The organism is Microbacterium sp. Se63.02b (genome assembly GCF_014171575.1).
GTDB lineage: Bacteria > Actinomycetota > Actinomycetes > Actinomycetales > Microbacteriaceae > Microbacterium.
The window spans coordinates 1,564,611-1,584,241 of sequence record NZ_CP050453.1 but is presented as its reverse complement, the minus strand read 5'-3'; the positions used below and the strand labels follow the sequence as shown (position 1 = coordinate 1,584,241).

14 protein-coding genes and 3 pseudogenes are annotated in these 19,631 nt (G+C 69.5%); 10 read left to right on the top strand and 7 right to left on the bottom strand.

What is annotated here, in order from left to right; genetic code table 11:
• Positions 1 to 40: 40 nt before the first annotated feature.
• Entirely contained in the window at positions 41 to 2,842 is a 2,802-nt protein-coding gene (gene secA, locus G4G29_RS07770) for a preprotein translocase subunit SecA (protein ID WP_183152386.1), read from the bottom strand.
• A gap of 201 nt (positions 2,843 to 3,043) precedes the next feature.
• Here secA and G4G29_RS07765 point away from each other — a divergent pair, with 201 nt between their 5' ends.
• From G4G29_RS07765 to G4G29_RS07755, 3 genes and pseudogenes are all read left to right on the top strand, one after another.
• On the top strand, positions 3,044 to 3,664 hold the full coding sequence (locus G4G29_RS07765; RefSeq protein ID WP_183152385.1) for a PadR family transcriptional regulator: 621 nt from the start codon (positions 3,044 to 3,046) through the stop codon (positions 3,662 to 3,664).
• Positions 3,661 to 4,384 (top strand): annotated as a pseudogene (locus G4G29_RS07760) (ABC transporter ATP-binding protein). The gene G4G29_RS07765 and the pseudogene G4G29_RS07760 overlap by 4 nt, the downstream one beginning before the upstream one ends.
• On the top strand, positions 4,381 to 7,215 hold the full coding sequence (locus G4G29_RS07755; RefSeq protein ID WP_183152384.1) for a hypothetical protein: 2,835 nt from the start codon (positions 4,381 to 4,383) through the stop codon (positions 7,213 to 7,215). The pseudogene G4G29_RS07760 and the gene G4G29_RS07755 overlap by 4 nt, the downstream one beginning before the upstream one ends.
• Here the strand turns inward: G4G29_RS07755 and G4G29_RS23945 are convergent.
• Positions 7,157 to 7,837 carry a hypothetical protein gene (locus tag G4G29_RS23945; protein ID WP_345941170.1) on the bottom strand — a complete coding sequence of 227 codons (681 nt, stop codon included), beginning with the start codon at positions 7,835 to 7,837 and terminating at the stop codon, positions 7,157 to 7,159. The genes G4G29_RS07755 and G4G29_RS23945 overlap by 59 nt on opposite strands.
• A 7-nt stretch (positions 7,838 to 7,844) precedes the next feature.
• On the opposite strand from G4G29_RS23945, the gene G4G29_RS23940 reads away from it, so the two are divergent.
• Positions 7,845 to 8,615, top strand: a complete 771-nt coding sequence (locus G4G29_RS23940; protein WP_345941169.1) for a hypothetical protein — start codon at positions 7,845 to 7,847, stop codon at positions 8,613 to 8,615.
• 69 nt (positions 8,616 to 8,684) lie between these two features.
• Here the strand turns inward: G4G29_RS23940 and raiA are convergent, their stop codons facing one another.
• From raiA to mtrA, 5 genes are all read right to left on the bottom strand, one after another.
• A complete protein-coding gene (raiA, locus tag G4G29_RS07745) occupies positions 8,685 to 9,341 on the bottom strand; it encodes a ribosome-associated translation inhibitor RaiA (protein ID WP_183152383.1) in 657 nt (218 codons plus the stop codon).
• 135 nt (positions 9,342 to 9,476) lie between these two features.
• Complete coding sequence (locus tag G4G29_RS21705; RefSeq protein WP_244632513.1) at positions 9,477 to 9,809, bottom strand: phosphoribosyltransferase family protein; 333 nt, start codon at positions 9,807 to 9,809, stop codon at positions 9,477 to 9,479.
• Positions 9,810 to 10,213: 404 nt separating this feature from the next.
• Positions 10,214 to 11,236 carry an LpqB family beta-propeller domain-containing protein gene (locus tag G4G29_RS21700; RefSeq protein WP_244632512.1) on the bottom strand — a complete coding sequence of 341 codons (1,023 nt, stop codon included), beginning with the start codon at positions 11,234 to 11,236 and terminating at the stop codon, positions 10,214 to 10,216.
• Between the two features lie 697 nt (positions 11,237 to 11,933).
• Complete coding sequence (gene mtrB / locus G4G29_RS07730; protein WP_183152781.1) at positions 11,934 to 13,616, bottom strand: MtrAB system histidine kinase MtrB; 1,683 nt, start codon at positions 13,614 to 13,616, stop codon at positions 11,934 to 11,936.
• A gap of 7 nt (positions 13,617 to 13,623) precedes the next feature.
• Positions 13,624 to 14,304 (bottom strand): MtrAB system response regulator MtrA, encoded by a 681-nt coding sequence (mtrA, locus tag G4G29_RS07725; RefSeq protein WP_183152382.1) that lies wholly within the window; start codon positions 14,302 to 14,304, stop codon positions 13,624 to 13,626.
• Between the two features lie 96 nt (positions 14,305 to 14,400).
• Between mtrA and G4G29_RS07720 the strand changes: the two genes are divergently transcribed.
• The 6 genes and pseudogenes from G4G29_RS07720 to G4G29_RS23930 form a co-directional block, all read left to right on the top strand.
• The gene (locus tag G4G29_RS07720; protein WP_183152381.1) at positions 14,401 to 15,771 is read left to right on the top strand and encodes a hypothetical protein; all 1,371 of its coding nucleotides are present in this window, start codon (positions 14,401 to 14,403) and stop codon (positions 15,769 to 15,771) included.
• Complete coding sequence (locus G4G29_RS07715) at positions 15,768 to 16,409, top strand: DUF4129 domain-containing protein (RefSeq protein ID WP_183152380.1); 642 nt, start codon at positions 15,768 to 15,770, stop codon at positions 16,407 to 16,409. Before G4G29_RS07720 ends, G4G29_RS07715 begins: the two co-directional genes overlap by 4 nt.
• Entirely contained in the window at positions 16,406 to 17,521 is a 1,116-nt protein-coding gene (locus G4G29_RS07710; protein WP_183152379.1) for a DUF4350 domain-containing protein, read from the top strand. Before G4G29_RS07715 ends, G4G29_RS07710 begins: the two co-directional genes overlap by 4 nt.
• A 174-nt stretch (positions 17,522 to 17,695) precedes the next feature.
• Positions 17,696 to 18,619, top strand: a pseudogene (locus G4G29_RS07705) (MoxR family ATPase).
• 217 nt (positions 18,620 to 18,836) lie between these two features.
• Positions 18,837 to 19,019 carry a hypothetical protein gene (locus G4G29_RS23935; RefSeq protein WP_309491641.1) on the top strand — a complete coding sequence of 61 codons (183 nt, stop codon included), beginning with the start codon at positions 18,837 to 18,839 and terminating at the stop codon, positions 19,017 to 19,019.
• Positions 19,019 to 19,384 (top strand): annotated as a pseudogene (locus G4G29_RS23930) (DUF58 domain-containing protein); the annotation flags it as partial. The gene G4G29_RS23935 and the pseudogene G4G29_RS23930, both read left to right, overlap by 1 nt.
• Between the last annotated feature and the right edge of the window lie 247 nt (positions 19,385 to 19,631).

Genomic DNA, 19,631 nt, shown 5'->3' with positions numbered 1-19,631 from the left:
AGGGCCAATCCTCTCGGACTGGCCCTCCTTCCGTCGAGCACTACTTCTTCTTCTTGCCCTGGGCGCGTCGCTGTTCCCGGTTGCCTGCGGCCGGCGGTTCCGCCTCCGTACGCTGACCGAACGCTCCGCGCGGAGCCTCCTCGGCATCGGGCTGCGGGGCCGGAGTGCGCGCCGCAGCCTGGCGTACCCGATCGGTCGCCGCCTGCTGCACCTGCCCGCGGTCGTTTCGCACCTCGACCTCGCCCGCATCATTCGCGGCGGAGTACTCGAGACGCTGCTCGCCGCCGCCCGTGGAGAGCCCCTTGGCCTCGACCTCGGCGGTCTCCGAGTCGCCGGCGCGACGCACCTCGACCTCGAGGTTGTAGAGGTAGCCGACCGACTCCTCCTTGATCTGCCCCATCATCGACTGGAACATCGCGTAGCCTTCACGCTGATACTCGATCAGCGGGTCGCGCTGCGCCATCGCCCGCAGGCCGATGCCGTCCTTCAGATAGTCCATCTCGTAGAGGTGGTCGCGCCAGCGGCGGTCGAGGACCTGCAGCACCACGCGTCGCTCGAGTTCACGCGTCGCCGCCTCGCCGAGGGACGCCTCGCGGGTATCGTACGCGATCTTGGCGTCGGAGAGGAGTTCGCGAGTGAGCCCGTCGGCGGTGATGCCGCCCTTGCGGCCCGCAGCCTCGGAGACGACCTCGTCGATCGTGACGCCGACCGGGTAGAGGGTCTTGAGCTCGGTCCAGAGCGCGTCGAAGTCCCAGCTCTCGTTGTGCCCCTCGCCGGTGTGGTCGCGGACCACGCTGCTGATGGCGTCTTCGATGAAGTGCTGCACGCGGTCGGCGATGTCATCGCCCTGCAGGATCTGCCGACGGTCGGCGTAGATCGCCTCACGCTGGCGGTTCAGGACGTCGTCGTACTTGAGCACGTTCTTGCGCATCTCGGCGTTGCGCGCTTCGACCTGCGATTGCGCGCTGCGGATGGCCCGCGACACGAGTCCCGATTCGATCGGCACGTCATCGGGGAAGTTCGTCCGGGAGAGGATCGCCTCGGCTGCGCCCGACTGGAACAGCCGCATCAGGTCATCGGTGAGGCTCAGGTAGAAGCGGCTCTCCCCGGGGTCTCCCTGTCGGCCGGAACGTCCGCGGAGCTGGTTGTCGATGCGACGAGACTCATGCCGCTCTGTTCCGAGCACATAGAGCCCGCCGGCCTCGATGACCTTCTCGGCCTCCTCGGCGACGACGGCCTTCATGGCCTCGTACGTCTCGTCCCAGGCGACCTCGTACTCCTCGGGCGTCTCGACGGGGTCGAGTCCCTTGCCCTTGAGCTCCTGAACCGCGAGGAACTCGGCGTTCCCGCCGAGCATGATGTCGGTACCGCGACCGGCCATGTTCGTGGCGACGGTGACGGCGCCGAGGCGGCCCGCGCGGGCGACGATCTCGGCCTCACGCGCATGGTTCTTCGCGTTGAGGACCTCGTGCTTGACGCCCTTCTTCGCGAGCAGACGCGAGAGGTACTCGCTCTTCTCGACGCTCACGGTTCCGACCAGCACCGGCTGACCCCCCGCGTGACGTTCCGCGATGTCCTCCACGACCTGTGCGAACTTCGCCGTCTCGTTCTTGTAGACGAGGTCGGCCTGATCCTTGCGGATCATCGGCTTGTTGGTCGGGATGGGGATGACACCGAGCTTGTAGGTCGACATGAACTCGGCCGCCTCGGTCTCGGCGGTACCGGTCATGCCGGCGAGCTTGTCGTAGAGGCGGAAGTAGTTCTGGAGCGTGACCGTCGCGAGGGTCTGGTTCTCGGCTTTGACCGGCACCCCCTCCTTGGCCTCGATCGCCTGGTGGATGCCCTCGTTGTAGCGGCGACCGACGAGGATGCGACCGGTGTGCTCGTCGACGATCATGACCTCGTCGTTCATCACGACGTAGTCGGTGTCCTTCTTGAAGAGGGCGAGCGCCTTGATCGAGTTGTTGAGGAACGAGATGAGCGGGGTGTTCGCGGACTCGTAGAGGTTGTCGATGCCGAGGTAGTCCTCGACCTTCTCGATACCGGGCTCGAGCACACCGACCGTGCGCTTCTTCTCGTCGACCTCGTAGTCCTCGCCGACCTCGAGGGTGCGGGCGATCTTCGCGAACTCGGCGAACCAGCGGTTGGCCTCGCCCGAGGACGGGCCGGAGATGATGAGCGGGGTGCGCGCCTCGTCGATGAGGATCGAGTCGACCTCGTCGACGATCGCGAAGAAGTGCTCGCGCTGGACGAGGTCCTCCTTGCGCCACGCCATGTTGTCGCGCAGGTAGTCGAAGCCGAACTCGTTGTTCGTGCCGTAGGTGATGTCGGCCGCGTACTGCTCGCGACGGACCGCGGGGGTCTGGCCCGAGACGATGATGCCCGTGGTCATGCCCAGGGCGCGGAACACGCGGCCCATCAGCTCCGCCTGGTAGCTCGCGAGGAAGTCGTTGACCGTGATGACGTGCACGCCCTTGCCCGCGATCGCGTTCAGATAAGCGGGCAGCGTGGCGACGAGGGTCTTGCCCTCACCGGTCTTCATCTCGGCGATGTTGCCGAGGTGGAGGGCGGCGCCACCCATGACCTGCACGTCGTACGCGCGCATGCCGAGCGTGCGCTTGGCAGCCTCACGCACCGCAGCGAACGCCTCGGGCATCAGCTGGTCGAGCGTCTCGCCCTTCTCGAAGCGGGCGCGCAGCTCGGTGGTCTCGTTGCGCAGCTCGTCGTCGGTGAGCTTGGAGATGTCCTCTTCCAGCGCCCCCACTGCCTTGACGACCTGATTCAGACGGCGGATGACCCGCCCCTCGCCAGCACGCAGCAGCTTCTCAAGAGGATTGGCCACGGATGTCATCTCCCTGTCAGTGGGTAAATCGCCGGCAGCCGGTGAACCCGACGCGAGGCATGCTTTGCCATGTTACCGGGCTGTGACCTGCACGTCGCCTGCAAGGAGCGACCGGTGCGTCATCCGCGTGGCGCGATGCGCGAATACCGAGTATGCATATACTCGGTATTGCATTCCGGACGACCCACCAGGAGATCACCCATGTCGGTACGCCAGAGCCTTCTCGCCATCCTCGATCAGGGACCCTGCTACGGCTATCAGCTGCGGCACGAGTTCGACCGGCGCACCGGCTCCACCTGGCCCCTCAACGTCGGACAGATCTACAACACGCTCGAGCGGCTCGAACGCGACGGGCTCGTGCAGCGCGGCGATGCAGACGACCAGGGCCATATCTACTGGCAGATCACGGAGAGCGGTTCGGCCGAAGTCGCGCAATGGCTCTCCTCCCCCGTGGTGCGGACGCAGGCGACCCGAGACGAGCTGGCGATCAAGCTCGCGGTCGCCGCGACACTGCCCGGCGTCGACGTCACGGCGGTCATCCAGGCACAGCGCACCGCGTCGCTCCGTCAACTGCAGGCTCTGCAGCGCGCCAAGTACGCGGGTGGCGATGCGGACGGGCCCGAAGAACTCTCCTGGGCGCTGGTCGTCGACTCGATGATCTTCGCCGCGGAGGCCGAGGTGCGCTGGCTCGACCACACGGAACAGCGGCTCGCGCTGCATCCCCGCCACGCGATGACGCTCGAACTCGCCACCGAGCGCCCCAAACGAGGTCGTCCGGCCAAGGCCGGAGCCGCACTCGCGGATGCCGAGCCCACGCCGTGAGCGACGAGACGGTCCTGAGCCTCGTCGGCGTGACTCAGCAGTACGGTCACGGCGCGACGGCGGTCTCCGCACTCGGGCGTGGATCTGGAAGTTCGACGCGGTGAGCTCGTCGCCGTCATGGGTGCTTCCGGCTCCGGCAAGTCGACGCTGCTCGCGATCGCGGGCGGTCTCGCCAGGCCCACAACGGGCGAGGTCGTGATCGAAGGCGCGTTCCTCAGTGAACAGAGTGCTGCGGATGTCGCCCGCCTGCGCCGGAGATCGCTCGGGTTCGTCTTCCAGGACTTCAACCTGATCCCCACGCTCACCGCGATCGAGAACGTGACTCTCCCGTTGGAACTCGACGGCTTCCGCAGGCGGGTCGCGCGCCGCGCCGGCAAGGACGCCCTCGAGTCCGTCGGGCTGGCCGACAAGCTCGACTCCTACCCGGACGACCTCTCGGGAGGTCAGCAGCAGCGCGTCGCCATCGCCCGCGCAGTCGTCGGCGGCCGACGGCTCATCCTCGCGGACGAACCGACCGGCGCACTCGACTCCGTCACCGGCGAGCTCGTGCTCCGGATGCTCCGTGGGCGCGTGGATGCGGGAGCAGCGGGCATCCTCGTCACCCACGAGGCGCGGCATGCGGCGTTCGCCGACCGGATCGTGTTCCTCCGCGACGGCAGGATCGTCGACGAGACCCGACGCGATGATGCCGAGGTGCTCCTGAGCGGAACGGGCCGATGACCTCGACCGTCGAGCGGCCGGAGACACGGACGTCCCGACGTCTCCCCGCCGGTGGGCCGCGTCCGGGGACAGGGATCCGCTGGCGCGTCGCCGCCCGGCTGGCGCGCCGGCAACTGCGTCGCACTCTCCTGTCCAGCGCGCTCATCGGCGTCCTCGTCATGCTCCCGATCGCGGCCATGACGGCCTATGCGGTCATCGGGGCGAGCATGGTCGGCACGGCTCAGGAGCGCGTGACCGCGGAGCTGGGGCAGACGGAGGCGTGGATCTCGGTGGCAGGCGCACCGGGGAGCGGTTTCTGGCAGTCGCCGACCGATCCCACCTGGTTCGGATATCCCGAGAACACGAGCACCGCCCCGGAGGTGACACCGATCGCCGACCCGACCGCCCTGCTCCCGTCCGGCACCGAGGCCATCCGCGTGGTCGAGACCGACGTGCGCGTGGAGACACCGGACGGCGTGACGAGGATCCCGGCGTGGGGCGGTGAGGTGTGGGATGAGCGTTTCCACGGACGCTTCGAACTCGTCGACGGGACCACCCCGCGCACCGGACGCGAGATCATGGCGACCCCCGCCACGCTCGAGCGACTCGGAGTCGCGATCGGCGGCGAGGTGGTCCTCACCGACAGCGACCGGACCTACACCGTCGTCGGAACGCTCGACTCCGCCGTGCTCTCCGATGCGACCTCCGCGCTGTTCCTCCCGGCGAGCGCGGGGCTCGAGGGCGACGCCCGCTGGTACCTCCCCGATCTGACGCTCAGCTGGTCGGACGTCGAGAAGCTGAACGAAGACGGAGTCGTCGCGTACGCCCGATCGGTGATCCTGGACCCACCCGACATCGCCGACGACTCGAGGCGCGGGTGGTCCGGAGCCGACGACGGCGCATTGTGGACGATGCTCATCGTGCTCATCGCCGGAGGGCTCTTCGCGGCCTACGTCGTCGTGATGCTCGCGGGCGCCGCCTTCGCCGTCGCCGCGCGTCGCCAGCAGCGATCCTCGCCGTCGCCGCGAGCGTCGGTGCGTCAGCTTCCGACCTCCGCCGCGTCATCCTGCTCCAGGGAACCGCGCTCGGACTCGTCTCGGGGTCATCGGACTCGCCCTCGGCGTCGGCGCCGCCTCCATCACGATGGCGGTGCTCGCCGACGGCACGGCGACGCAGTTCTGGGGCTTTCACGTCCCCTGGCTGATCCTGGCCGGAATCCTCGCGTTCTCGGTGCTCGTCGGCACCATCTCTGCGGCTTTCCCGGCGCGGACGGTGGCGCGCTCCGACACTCTCAGCGCCCTCCGCGGCGCACGTCGCCCGCAGTCGCCCCGTGCGTCGAGACCCATCTGGGGATCGATCCTGCTGCTGGTCGGCGTCGCTCTCACGATCGGCAGCGCTTTCGCTGTCCTGGCGATCGTCGTCACCGATCTCCCGTGGGACTCCCCCTGCGGACCATCCCGCCGTTCGGGATCGTGATCGGGCCCGTCCTCGTGCAGATCGGCATCCTCCTCTCGGGACGCTGGCTGCTGTGGGTCACCGCCAAGGCGCTGTCCCGGCTCAGCCTCGCGGCCCGCATCGCCGCGCGCGACGCCGCTGCGAACTCGTCTAGGACAGTTCCCGCCTTCGCCGCGATCGCCGCGACCGTGTTCATCGCCGTCTTCGCCATCGGTCAGACCTCCATGCAGAACGCGTGGACGGCCCGTGATTGGATGTACCAGGCACCGGTCGGCACCCTCGCGATCAGCATTCACGAGACCGGGACGGGCGCTCCCCTCGATGACCCGGCGGCGGCCGAGGCCGAGAAGGCGGGCATCGAGCTCGCGGACGCCGTGGGGGCTTCTGGTATCGCTGTCGTCTCCCACCAGCCGGAGATCTGGTCGTACGCCAGCGCCGGCGATGTCCCCGCTGATGCGACCAGAGTCATCGCCGTGATGCCGGAGCGCCATCTTCTCGACCCGGTCGAGCAGGACTCGTTCTCCGGCGGGCAGAACCGGGCGAATCCGATCGCCGTGATCGCCGCGGACGAGGTCGAGGACGCGCTCGGGATCACGATGACGTCTGCCCAGCGCGCCGCCTACCGAAGCGGCGCCGCCATCGTCACAGACCCGGACTACGTCACCGACGGCACGATCGACGTCGGCGCGTGGACCGGCAGGGAAGCCTACGAAGGAGAGATGCCCGACAACATCTGGACCCGGTGGGAAGAAGGGCCCCCGCGCAGCGAACCGATCTGGGAGAAGAAGGTCGACGCCATCGAACTCGACCTCCCCCACCAGGGAATCGCGGTGGCGATCGCCCCGGAGACCGCGACGGAACTCGACATGGAGATTCGCCCGTTCCTGGTGATCGCGTCGTTCGACGGCCCCGTACCGGTGGAGGTGCGGGACCGCGTGCAGGAGCAGGCCGACGCGTCCACCGCGGATGCGTGGGTCCTCGCCCCGTACTTCGAAGACGGTCCACCGGATGACTCCCTGTGGATGATCCCGATCCTGGCGGCCGTGGGTGTGCTCGTCCTCGGAGCAAGCGGTGTCGCGCTGAGTCTCGCTCGATTCGAACGCCGGCCCGACGACGCGACTCTCTCCGCCGTCGGTGGGACGGACTCGCTCCGTCGCCGGATCGGGTTCTGGCAAGGGCTCATCATCGCCGGGTTCGGCACGATCGCGGGGGCTGCGGCCGGAGTTCTCCCGCCGATCGGATTCGCCATCCAATCGCGCGACGTTCTGCTCATCTCCGACATCCCCTGGCTGGTGCTCGCTCTGCTGGCCGTCGCCCTGCCTCTCGCGATCGCGACGGTCAGCTGGCTCGTCCCCCCGAGGAAGGCCGAGTTGACACGACGGACAGCGATCGCGTGACGTGCCCTGAGCGAACACCGCCCACCTGAAGCGGATGCTCAGCCAGCTCCCGCACACGGGAAACTAGGATCGGTTCATGGCTGGATTTTGGGGCAGACGCAAACGCGAACAGGAAGAACTCGCCGCACAGGACGCCGATCTGGCGCGTCGCGCCGAGCAGGCCCTGGTCGGGGCGGACGAGCGGATCCGCACGACCTCGGATGAGCTCGCGTTCGCGGAGGCCGAGCTCGGCGAGTCGCTGACCGCTGATCTGCGCAAGGCGCTGATCGCCGTGCGCACTCACCTGCGCGAGGCATTCCAACTGCACCAGCTGAACCACGACGAGATCCCCGACACTCCTGAGGAGCTGCGCACACGGAATGCGCGCATCCTGCAGCTGTGCGATTGGGCCCAGGATCTCCTCGACGAGAAGACCTCCGTGCTCGCGGAGTCCGTGGCGAAGGTGCGACGAGCGCCGGAGATCATCGCGCAGGTGCGCGCCGAGGCTGCCGCCCTGAGCACCCGCATCCCGCAGACCAACGAGACCGTCGCACGTCTCTCCGCCCGCTACTCCGATTCTGCGATGCACCAGATCACCGCGAGCGCTGCCGAGGCGGAGCAGCTCATCCGCTTCGCGACCCACAGCGCCGATGTCTCCGGAGCGCCGCCGGGCGGCGAAGCAGAACGAGGAAGCGAACGTCGCACTCGAGACCGCGACCGAGGCGACCCGGCGTGCCTCGGCCCTGCTCGACGCGGTCGAGGACTTCGAGATCGAAGCGCTGCGGGCGGAGTCCACCCTCGCAGAAGTCGTCGCGGACTCGCGGGGCGACCTCATCGCGGCTCGCACCGCACCAGCGGTCCCCGCCGTGGCCGACGCGGTCGCCGCGCTCCAGGCGGCGCTGGCCGCGTTGACGCCGTCCGGGCAGCCCAACGACCCCTTCGCCGAGCTCTCCCAGCTGCGCGAGGCCAACTCCGCTCTGGACGACGCGATCGCGAAGGCGCGTCATCGCGCCGAGAATCCGCTCCCGAGCGTCGCGCAGGTGCAGCACGCGATCGATGACGCCGACCGGCAGCTCGGCGTGGCGCGCGGCCTCATCGCGGGGCATCGCGGATGGATCGGCGCCGACGCCCGCACTCGACTCGCCGAAGCCGAGCGGCTGCGTGTCGACCTCTCCGATCTCCTCCCCGCGGAAGAGACGCGGGAAGCCGCCCTGGTACAGGCCCGGCGAGTCGCTCATCTCGCGTCGGAGGCCCTGCAGCTCGCGCAGCGTGACATCGATTCGTCCCGTCCGCCGGACCAGGACTGGGGCGGCGGCGGTTGGGGCGGAGGACCGCGACGCGGTGGTGGTGGCGGCGACCTCGCTTCCGGCATCCTGGGCGGCCTCGTGATCGGCAGCCTCCTCGACGGCATCTTCGACTGACGGCTTCCGCCGCACGGACGCCGGAACGGCCCGGTCCCTCCGAGGGACCGGGCCGTTCTGCGATGCGGCTCAGGACGCGAGGGCCGCCGACGGCGGGGCCTGCGTGCTCAGAGCGATCACACCGTAGTCCCACCCCTTGCGGCGGTAGACGACGCTCGGGTGATCGGTGCGGACGTCGACGAAGAGGAAGAAGTCGTGACCGACCAGCTCCATCCGGTCGACCGCCTCCTCGACGGTCATCCATTCGGCGTCGAAGCTCTTGGTGCGGATCACGACAGGAGAATAGGCCTCCTCCTCGGACTGCTGCACGGGGACGCTGCCCGTCGCGACCGCATGGAGCACGTCGGCGGATGCGGGCTGGACATCGATGCCCTCCAGTGCGCCGCTGCCCTTCTCGAAGTGGGCGCCGCGGGGGTGCTGTCGACCATCGACTCGCTTCTCCTTCGCGCGACGCAGTTGCTCGGACATCTTGTCGACGGCGAGATCGAGAGCCACGAATTTGTCGCCATCGGTCGCTTCCGCGCGGACGACGGGTCCCTTTCCGACCAGCGTCAATTCGACGGTCTCATCGGGGATGCGGCCATTGCGATACACCCGATGGGTGACTTTCACGTCCAGTCGTTGCGCGCGAGACGCGAGCATCTGGACCTTGGCGATCTTCTCTTCGACAACGGTTCGGAAGCGATCGGTGATACCCACTCCGACGCCAACGATGCTTGTTTCCATTGCTGCCTCCTTGTCCCGGTCCTCCCGGCCAAGGGCGGACCGTGGTCGCCTTGTGTCCCCCCACCGTAGTCCGCCCGCCGACGGATGTCACGGGGTCCTGCCCCTGTGTCGCCGGTGCGTTCTCGATGAGGTTCCTCAGAATCCGGATCGACGCGGCGTGGCGGCGAGCGCGACCGCCGCGATGACGCGGAAGCCGGCGACATCGAGGGCCCGGAATGCTTCGTCGAACGTCGCTCCGGTGGTGACGACGTCATCCACGATCACGGCCTCGGCGCCGTCACCGCGCCGCCGCGCACGCATCGTGTGGTGCACGTTCATCGCCCGGGCGCGGGCCCCCAGCCCTCGCTGATCGACGCTCCTGGTGACGACGGAGAGCACTCGCTGCTGGGGGAGGAGGCCCGCCCGACGGATCAGCAGCTCGGGGACCCGGTAGCCGCGCCGACGGAAGGCCGCGCGCGCCGTGGGCACCGGCACGACCCAGGTCGCGGGGTGACACAGGGAGCGAGCACGGTCGCGAGAGCAGATCCCAGCGGACGCGCGAGGACCGTGGCGCCCTCGCCCTTGAGCCGACGGATGCAGCGCGCGGCGACTCCCTCGAAAGCGAGTGCCGCCTGGACCGGCAGCCCGCCGGTGGTCACCCCTGATGCGGTCGCGGTGCCAGCTCCTGCCGGCAGCGGGCGCACAAGGTGCTCCCCGGCACATCGCATCCGGCGCACGTGGCCGCCGAAAGGAACGCCGCGACCTCCGCGCCGAGGCGGAGCATCCGGGAGTCTGATCGCATCTCCCGATTCTGCGGGCGAGAAGCGCGCCATGACACCCGGATCGCATCGTCGAGAGAACTCGGCGCGAGCGCCTCCATCGTGGAGGAGGAGTCACTCCCCCGCGCGTGTGCCGAGGACGGAGATCCCGGAAGCGACCTCCCGCCAGGCGGACCCGGCGTGGGCGAACAGCTGCCCGCTCGCACCCAGGATCCGGACACCCGCCGACGTGCGCGCACCGGCCACCGAGATCGCATCGCTCGGTGCCGCCTCTGCCGACCCGGGTCCGCCCACCATCTGGGTGAGGAGCCGCGGGCCGGTCGGACCGGTGAGGATCCCGAGACGATCCGGCCCCAACCAGACGAGGCTGGTCGCCGGTTCGGTCAGCTGGGTGACCTGCTTGGCGTCTCCGAGCTCGATCGGGACCCCCGCCGAATCGCGGATCACGGCCGCGACGACGACCCAACGCTGCTTGCCGACCGCCACGACCGCGGCCACTCGTGCCCCATCTGCCGACACCCGCATATCGGAGATCGCGGAGGCCGTCGGCCATGCGTTCGCCACGGCCTGCGGTGCGACATCCGGGTCGCTCCCCGAGACCTGCACAGCAGAGGGCTGTCCTTCGGGAACGGACCAGGTGTACCCCCACGGATCGAGCGACGGCTCGATGAGGCCGGGGCGGGCATCCACCTCGTCGCGACTGTCGTCGTGAACCGCGTAGACGTGACCGTCGCCCAATTGGACAGCGGCGCGGGAGTCGTCTGCGGCGACGTCGATCGAGACGACCGGTTCTTCGATGGCGGCGATCTGCGCACTGATGTCGGCGACCGGCACGATCTCATCGCCCACGAGCCGGCCGAAGACGCCGTCCTGCAGCACCAGACTGCCGATCTCCGCTGTGGGCTCGACGACGTCGGCGACCCCGGCATCGAGGGAGCGCCCGTCGACCGTGAACTGCACGCGGGTGACGGCGACCCCCGCGGCCTTGAGCGTCGCCTGCAGCTGGGTGCGCATGCGGGAGAGGGTCGTCTCGTCGAGATCAGCCGCCGGCCGGGTGAGGGCGACCTCGGCGACCTGCCCGACGACGGGAACCGCATCCTGCGCGAGTTGGACATCAGCGGGGAAGGCGTTCTGCACCGCGGGCTCGAGCCATTCGCTGGGGCTCCGCCGATCAGCGCCTGGGTCACGGTGGTCGCGGGGCTCAACCGCCGCGGGTACCACCTCATGTCGGGCACGAGTCGCGACCAGGCGAGATCGAAGTACTGCAGCGGATACCCCTGGAAGACGGTGGCGAACCGCGGGGCGTCGATCACGATCCCGTCGAGTGCCTCCGTGATGCGCCACTCACCGTCGTCCATCCGCTCGAGTGCGAACGGCATGGTGGACGCACCGAGCGCGTCGGAGTACGCCCCTGATTCGTCGACGCTCGCCACCAGATCGAGCAGCACCTGCACCTCCGCCGAGTCGGCGTCCTCCACCTGTTCGACGGGAACGGTGGAGGAGATGGTGCGCGTGTCCGTACCGAGATCGATCGACACCCCCGCCGCGGGCCGCCAGGTGCGCTGCAACTCCGGCGCCAGGAACTCGCGGGCCGTCGCCCAGTTGTCGGAGGTCGTGATCCCCGCCTCGAGGAAACCCTCGACGATCTCCTCGGGACCGGCTCCCTCGATGGGACCCGATGCCACCGGGAGGAAGTCCAGGTCCTGCGTCGACTCGCCGAGTTCGAGGCCGACCGACACGCCGCCGGTCGTCGGCAGACCGGCGCAGGCAGGGAGCAGGAGCGCGGCGAGCGCGAGACCGGCCGCGCGCAGCACCTTCTTCGACGTCGCCCGCCTCATGACCGGTCCCTCTCATCGAACAGGTCGGGACGGCTCTCGGCCAGTGAGATGGGCTGCGTCGCGTCGCCGAGTTCGGCGAGGGGCTCCTGTGGCTCCACGGGAATCGGACTCGGTCCGTCCAGGACGCCTTCGTGACGGGGAATCGTGAGCACGAAGTTCGTGCCGACACCGAGCTCCGACCACACCGCGAGCGTTCCGCCGTGCAGGGTGGCGTCCCCGAGCGCGATGGACAGCCCGAGACCGGTTCCACCGATCGTGCGCTGCCGGGAGGGATCCGCACGCCAGAACCGGTCGAACACGCGTTCGGCGTCGCCCGGCTCCATGCCGAGCCCGAAGTCCCGGACTCCAGCGGCCACCGCATGCTGATTGCTGTCGACCGTGATCACGATGGGGCGGCCCTCGCCGTGCTCGATGGCGTTGCCGATCAGGTTGCGCAGGACTCGACGGACGCGCCGCGGATCCATATCGACCGGAGAGTAGCCGCCGGGGGCGACGAGCCGCAGTTCGCTCCCGCGTCCCTCCGCGAGCGGGACCATCTGTTCGATGATGTCCTCCGCCAGGTGGGCGAGGCTCGTGGCCTCGAGCTCGAGCTGCACCGATCCCGCATCGTAGCGACTGATCTCGAGCAGGTCGGAGAGCAGCGTCTCGAATCGCTGCACCTGGGCATGCAGCAGTTCCGCAGTACGCGCGGTCGTCGGGTCGAACTCCTCACGCTGATCGTTGAGCATGTCCGCGGCGAGCCGGATCGTCGTCAACGGTGTGCGAAGTTCGTGCGAGACGTCGGAGACGAAGCGCTGTTGCACCATCGAGAGCTCGCCGAGCTCCTTGATCTGCGCCTCGATGCTGTCGGCCATCGCGTTGAACGAGCGCCCGAGGATCGCCAGCTCGTCCTCTCCGTGCACCTCGAGCCGCACGCCGAGATCTCCCGCAGCGAGCCGTGCACTCGTCTCGGCCGCCTGGACGATCGGCGTCGAGACCGCGCGCAGCACGATCCAGGAGATGGCGGCGACGATCGCCACCAGCCCGATGCCGGCGATCCAGAGCGTGCGCTGCACGAACACGAGCGTCTGATCGGCATCGGCGAGATCGTAGGCGAAGTAGATCTCGAAGGCCCCGGCCTCCGGCACCTGCAGCTGCTGGCCCACGACGATCCCCGGCACCACCCCGCCGTCCGCCACCGGCAGGGCCACGGACTGCCAGGCCTGGCGATCGTCGAGCTCGACCACCCGCCGCTGCAGCTCTGGACTGAGCAGATCCTCGTTCAACCCCGCCTCGAAGCCGTTCAGACGAACGCCGTCCGCTCCGGTGTCGATCTTGTATCCGGCCAGCTGGTCGGTGCTCGAGGTGCGGGCGAGCGTGTCTCGGATGCTGTCCCAGAGCGTCGAGAGCGCCGCAGGGTCATCGCCGACCTCCGCGACGTCGAGGATGCGTTGGGCCTGGTCGACGGCCCGCCGGGCATCTTCCAGCGCGACGTTCTTGCGCGAGATGAAGAGGTCGTTCTGGATCACGAGCGCCATCGTCACGCACGTGATGAAGATCGCCAGCGAGGTCGCCAGCAGTGTGATCGACAGCGTCCGGAAGCGGAGCGAACGCCGCCACAGCATGCCGAGCATGGTCGGCCAGCTCCGCCAGTCGCGCAGGACAGCGACCGTGGAGGTGGTCGCAGTCGTCGCGGCCATCGTGCTCCTAGCCGACGCTCCCGGCCCGATAGCCCACGCCACGCACCGTCATCACGATCTTCGGGTTGTCCGGGTCGAGCTCGACCTTGGCACGGAGGCGCTGCACGTGCACGTTCACCAGCCTGGTGTCGGCCTTGTAGTGATAGCCCCACACCTGCTCGAGCAGCATCTCGCGGGAGAACACCTGTTGCGGCTTCGACGCGAGTGCCACCAGGAGCTGGAACTCCAGCGGCGTGAGCGCGATCGGCGCCGTGCCACGCCGCACCTCGTGCGCATCGACGTCGACCGTGAGATCGCCGACCCGCAACTGCTCGCTGGTCGTCTGCGGGGCAGGACGGAGACGGGTGCGGATGCGCGCGACGAGCTCTTTCGGGTTGAAGGGCTTGACCATGTAGTCATCTGCCCCCACCTCCAGCCCGCGCACCACATCGGCGGTGTCGCTGCGGGCCGTGAGCATGATGATGGGGACACCCGATTCGGCGCGGATGCGCGTGCAGATCTCGATGCCGTCCATCCCGGGCAGCATGAGGTCGAGCAGAACCAGGTCCGGTCGCTGCGCGCGCCATTCATCGACAGCTCGCGCACCGTCAGCGCAGAATACCGGCTCGAAACCCTCGGTGCGCAGCACGATCCCGATCATCTCGGCGAGCGCTGTGTCGTCGTCGACCACGAGAATGCGTGAGGTCATAACAGTTACCTTATGGCACCGAGTCCCGCCGACCCCAGGTCTGCGCACCACGCGCGGGATATGACACGATGGGAGCGCACGATGGAGGGAGTGCCTGTGAGTGGCCAGACGTGGACGCCCGCCCCGAAGAAGGGGATCATCCCTCTTCATCCGCTGACGTTCGGGATGCTGCTGGGAAAGGCCTTCGCGGCGCTCCGCCATAACCCGAAGGTGCTCTTCGGCTTCGCCGTCGCCATCCAGCTGGTCGTCGTCATCGCCACGGCCGGCGTCATGGGGGTCGTGCTGTTCACGACGTTCTCGCGCCTGGAGACGGTCTCCCCGTCATCCCCCGACTTCGAGGCGGTGCTCGCCGGGACCATCGGGATCAACATCATCGCCGGGGTCGCCGTCGGACTCGCCTCGATCGCATTCACCGCCATGATGCAGGGCGTCGTCGCGGCAGAGATCGGCTACGCGGCGGTCGGCGTGAAGGCCACCCTGCGGATGCTGTGGCGGAGGATGGCACCGTCGTTCTGGCGCCTGGCCGGCTTCGCCTCCCTGTCGGTCGTGGCGCTCTTCGGCATCTTCGCGATCGTCGCGGCCGTGATCGCCGCGTTCGTCGCCGGCGGTCTGGGCGGCAGCGTCGAACTCATCGGGGTCGTCGTGCTCGTCGTGATCCTCATCGCATTGGCAGCGGTGCCGCTGAGCGTGTGGCTGACGACCAAGCTGCTGCTGGTGCCCTCGATCCTCGTGCTCGAGCGGGCCCGCTTCCGCGAGGCGTTCGTCCGCTCGTGGCGCCTCACCCGCGGGCGCTTCTGGGTCGCCTTCGGAGTGACCTTCCTCATCAGTCTCATCATGGGCCTCGCCATGCAGGTCGTGAGCTTGCCCGTGACCCTGCTCAGCAGCCTCCTCGGCTCCGTCGTCGCCCCGACCGGCGCGGAGGAGCCGACTGCCGCGATCGGGTTCGTCCTCACGCTGCTCGCGCCGCAGATCCTGCTCCTGGTGATCCAGGCGATCGCGCTGGTGGTGCAGAGCACCGGGTCGGCGCTCGTCTACCTGGACTGCCGGATGCGTTACGAGGGGCTGGATCAGACGCTCATCGCCTTCGTGGAGCGCCGCGACCTCGGCTGGACCGAGGAGCAGCTCGGCGATCCGTTCCGCGTCGACCCGACACGAGCGGTGTCCTCGGCGCCCCCGCCCCGGCAGGTGCCCGAGCACGTGATGATGACCCAGGGGTACGCCCAGAGCGCCTACGCGATGCAGCCTCCGGTGGCGCAGGGATACCCCCCGCAGAGTCACCCGACGCAGCCGTGGCCGGGGCAGCCCTTCGCACCCCAGCCCCCATGCCGCCGCACCGCAGGGCACGTCGCCCGCGGCGTTCCCTCCGCCTCCCCGCCCGCGCCGACAGCAGCATCGTCGGACACCGCGCCCGGTCCGACGGCGGCGGAAAGCGCCTGGGCCGCTCCCGGCGGCGACGACCCGGCATGATCCTGCGGTTCGACGACCTGATCGTCCCTGACGGGGACGAGGCACGACGCTGGGCGCAGGACGAACTCGCCAACCCCAAGTACGCCGACGCCACACCGACCTGGTTCGACCTCGTGGCCCGTGACATCGGCCGGTTCCTCGCCGATCTCTTCAGTTCGGAGAACGGCGCCAACGTGGGCCCATGGGCGCTCATCGTCGTGAGCGCCATCATCGCGGCGGCACTGATCGCCGCTCTGCTCATCTGGGGCAGGCCCCGGAGCTCGCGAGCGGTCCGCCGCGCACGCACCGACCTTCTCGGTGAGAGCGACGACCGCACGGCCGCCCAGCTCCGCTCCGACGCCGATCGCAGTGCCCGCGACGGCGACTGGGACCTGGCGACGATCCTCCGCTATCGTGCGCTCGCTCGCGGCCTGCTCGAACGCGACCTGATCGACCCGGCGCCCGGAGCGACCGCGCAGGCGATCGCGCGCGAAGCGAGCACCGTCTTCGCCGATGAGGCGGACGCGATGCGGCGGGCGGCCGTCCTGTTCGACGACGTCCGCTATCTCGGACATCCGGCCACCGCGGAGAGCTACCGCGATCTCGCGGACACCGACGACCGGCTCCGCGCCCGTCGGCCCGAGGCGGTCCCGGCGTGACGACGACGGAGAGCGCCCAGAGCACGTCCGCTCCTTCGACCGCGGAGCGCAGGCCCCGCCGGGCGAAGACCATCCTCGGCTGGACGATCGTGGTGATCCTCGTGCTCGTCGTCTCGTTCGTCGCCCTCCGCGTCGCCGCGAGCCCTCCCGGCGGACGAGGCGCCCTCGACCCCGAGGGTCGCGACGACGCCGGCGCCCTCGCCCTCGCGGAGATCCTGCGGGATCAGGGCGTCGAGGTCGAGGTGCACCGCTCCCGGGCCGACGCGCGCGACGCTATCGACGACGACACCACACTCGTGATGGCGAATCCGTACACGCTGACCGATGAGGCCCTCGAAGAGCTGATGGAGCCCGCCGACCGTGTGGTCTTCCTGTCGACGAGCACTCACCTGCTGAGCGCACTGGGGATCGGCGAAAGCGCTCCTGGAACGCTCCCGGCCGTCGCCGCCGACTGCAGCGTGCCCGAGTTCGCGAAGGTCGGGACGATCCGCGCCGACCGGCTGTTCTCCGCGGAGCCCGAGGTGAAGGCCTGCTTCGGCGACGACGAAGGCTCGGCCGTGCTCGTCGACGACCGTTCCGGCACCCGCCGTGTCGTCGTGGAGGGCACGAGACTGTTCGGCAACGCCTCTCGCCGAAGACGGGAACGCCGCCCTCGCCCTCGCGCTGCTCGGCCAGACCGATCGCGTCGTCTGGTACGTGCCGAGCTATGCCGACTCCGACATCGAGGGCGAGTCCATCGACACGCTCGGGAGCCTCACGCCGCCCTGGGTCACCCCCGCCATCCTCCTGCTGATGCTGGCCGGAATCGCCACCGCCGTCTGGCGCGGCCAGCGCTTCGGTCCGCTGGTCGCCGAGACGCTGCCAGTGACCGTCCGCGCATCCGGAGACGATGCACGGACGCGCACGCCTCACGGCCAAGGCCGCCGACGCGGCGCATGCCGCGGACGCGCTCCGGGACGGCGCGCGACGACGCATGGCTCGCCGGCTCGGGCTCGCCCTCCACTCCGGTGCCGATGAGGTCGCCGATGCCGCGTCAGACCGGCTCCGGATCCCTCGTGGCACGCTGCAGGCGCTTCTCACCGGCCCGCTCCCCACCGACGATGCCGCGCTGATCGACCTGGCGCGACGACTCGACGAGCTCGAGGCGGCCGTGGAAGCGAGCGCCCGGACCACCAGGGGCGACGAATGATCCGTACCGCACACCCGTCCATCCATTCCAGAGAAGCCGAGGGAACCCCGTGATCTCCGAGAATCAGACCGCCGACGACGCCGCGCTCCGTCAGGCCATGCATCGCGTGCGCACCGAGGTCGACAAGGCGGTGGTCGGTCAGGCCGGAACCGTCACCGGTCTCCTCGTGTCTCTCCTCGCCCGCGGACATGTGCTCCTGGAGGGTGTGCCGGGGGGTGGCCAAGACGTTGGTGGTCCGCTCGTTCGCGCGCGCTCTCGGACTCGACACCAAGCGCGTCCAGTTCACGCCCGACCTGATGCCGGGGGACGTCACCGGCTCGCTCGTGTACGACGCCCGCACCGGCGAGTTCGACTTCCGGGCGGGGCCGGTGTTCACGCACATCCTGCTCGCGGATGAGATCAACCGGACGCCGCCGAAGACGCAAGCAGCACTGCTCGAGGCGATGGAGGAGCGTCAGGTGTCGGCGGACGGCGTCAGTCGCGCCCTGCCGGATCCGTTCCTCGTCGCCGCGACGCAGAACCCGATCGAGCACGAGGGCACGTACTCGCTCCCCGAGGCGCAACTCGACCGCTTCCTGATGAAGCTCGTGGTCGGCATGCCCGAGCGCGATGCGGAGGTGGCCGTGCTCCGCCGACACGCCGAGGGCTTCTCCCCCGCGAGCTCACCGGTGTCGAGGCCGTGGTGTCGGCGGAGGAGATCCGCGCAGCGCAGCAGGCCTCCGCGGCCGTCGAGGTGACCGACGACGTGCTCGGGTACGTCGTCGACCTGGCCAGGGCGACGCGGCAGTCGCCATCGGTCGAGCTCGGGGCAAGTCCCCGTGCCTCGACCGGGCTCCTCGCGGCGGCGAAAGCCTGGGCCTGGCTCAACGCCTCGTCGGCTGTCACTCCGGACCATGTGCAGACCATGCTGGTTCCCGTGTGGCGCCATCGCCTCCAGTTGCGGCCGGACGCCCAGATGGAAGGCGTCTCCGCCGATGCCGTGCTGACGTCCGTGGTCCAGCAGACGAGGGTTCCGATCTAGGTGTTCGTCACCGGCCGCCTCGCCGTCGCTCTCGCCGTCGGAATCGTCCCGCTCGTCCTCGCCGGACTCGCGGGGTATCCGGCGTACCCCGTGCTGGGAGCGTGGATCGGCCTGTGCGCTGTGCTCGTCGCGATCGACCTCGTGCTCGCCGCCAGCCCTCGCTCTGTGACCGTGAGCCGCCGGGTGCCGAAGCGCGCGCCTGGGCGAGCGGGTCCCCGTGAGCGTCGCCGTCCACAACCACGGGACCAGGGTGCTCCATGCGGTGCTCAGGGACGCCTGGCAGCCGACGGCGGGTGCGCCCACCGAGCGACAGCAACTGCACGTGCCGTCGGGCGAACGCGGCCGCGTGGAGATACCGCTTCTCCCCGCCGCCGCGGCGAACTGGTCAGCGAGTTCGTGATGATCCGCTCGCGTGGACCTCTCGGCATCGCCGGTCGTCAGGCCACGCACTCCGTCCGCGGAGCGATCCGGGTGCTTCCCGCATTCTCCTCCCGCAAGCACCTGCCGTCGCGTCTCGCCCGGCTGCGGGAGCTCGACGGCAACACCAGCATCCAGGTGCGCGGCCAGGGGACCGAGTTCGACTCGCTCCGCGAGTACGTGCGCGGCGACGACGTGCGCTCGATCGACTGGCGGGCCACGGCGCGCGCGGGGACGACGATGCTGCGGACGTGGCGGCCGGAACGCGACCGGCACGTGGTGATCATCATCGACACCGGGCGCACCGCGGCTGCACGTGTCGGTGACGGGACCCGCGTCGATGCGTCGCTCGAGGCCGCTCTCCTGCTCGCCGCACTCGCCTCCCGTGCCGGAGACCACGTGCACCTGCTGATGTACGACCGCGTGGTGCGCGGTCGAGTGACCGGCGTCGACGGTGCGGCGCTCCTTCCGGCGATGAGCGATGCGATGGCGCCCGTGCACGCCCGCCTGGTGGACACGGATTGGCACGGCGCGTTCGCGTCGGTGCGCACCCTGACGACGCGGCCTTCGCTGATCGTCGTGCTCACGGCGCAGG

What these genes read in the sequence shown, in the direction of transcription:
- G4G29_RS07765 (WP_183152385.1), top strand. Translation starts at nt 3,044, where the DNA reads ATGTCGGTACGCCAGAGCCTTCTCGCCATCCTCGATCAGGGACCCTGC.
- G4G29_RS07755 (WP_183152384.1), top strand. Translation starts at nt 4,381, where the DNA reads ATGACCTCGACCGTCGAGCGGCCGGAGACACGGACGTCCCGACGTCTC.
- G4G29_RS23940 (WP_345941169.1), top strand. Translation starts at nt 7,845, where the DNA reads ATGTCTCCGGAGCGCCGCCGGGCGGCGAAGCAGAACGAGGAAGCGAAC.
- raiA (WP_183152383.1), bottom strand. Translation starts at nt 9,341, where the DNA reads ATGGAAACAAGCATCGTTGGCGTCGGAGTGGGTATCACCGATCGCTTC.
- mtrB (WP_183152781.1), bottom strand. Translation starts at nt 13,616, where the DNA reads ATGGCCGCGACGACTGCGACCACCTCCACGGTCGCTGTCCTGCGCGAC.
- mtrA (WP_183152382.1), bottom strand. Translation starts at nt 14,304, where the DNA reads ATGACCTCACGCATTCTCGTGGTCGACGACGACACAGCGCTCGCCGAG.
- G4G29_RS07715 (WP_183152380.1), top strand. Translation starts at nt 15,768, where the DNA reads ATGATCCTGCGGTTCGACGACCTGATCGTCCCTGACGGGGACGAGGCA.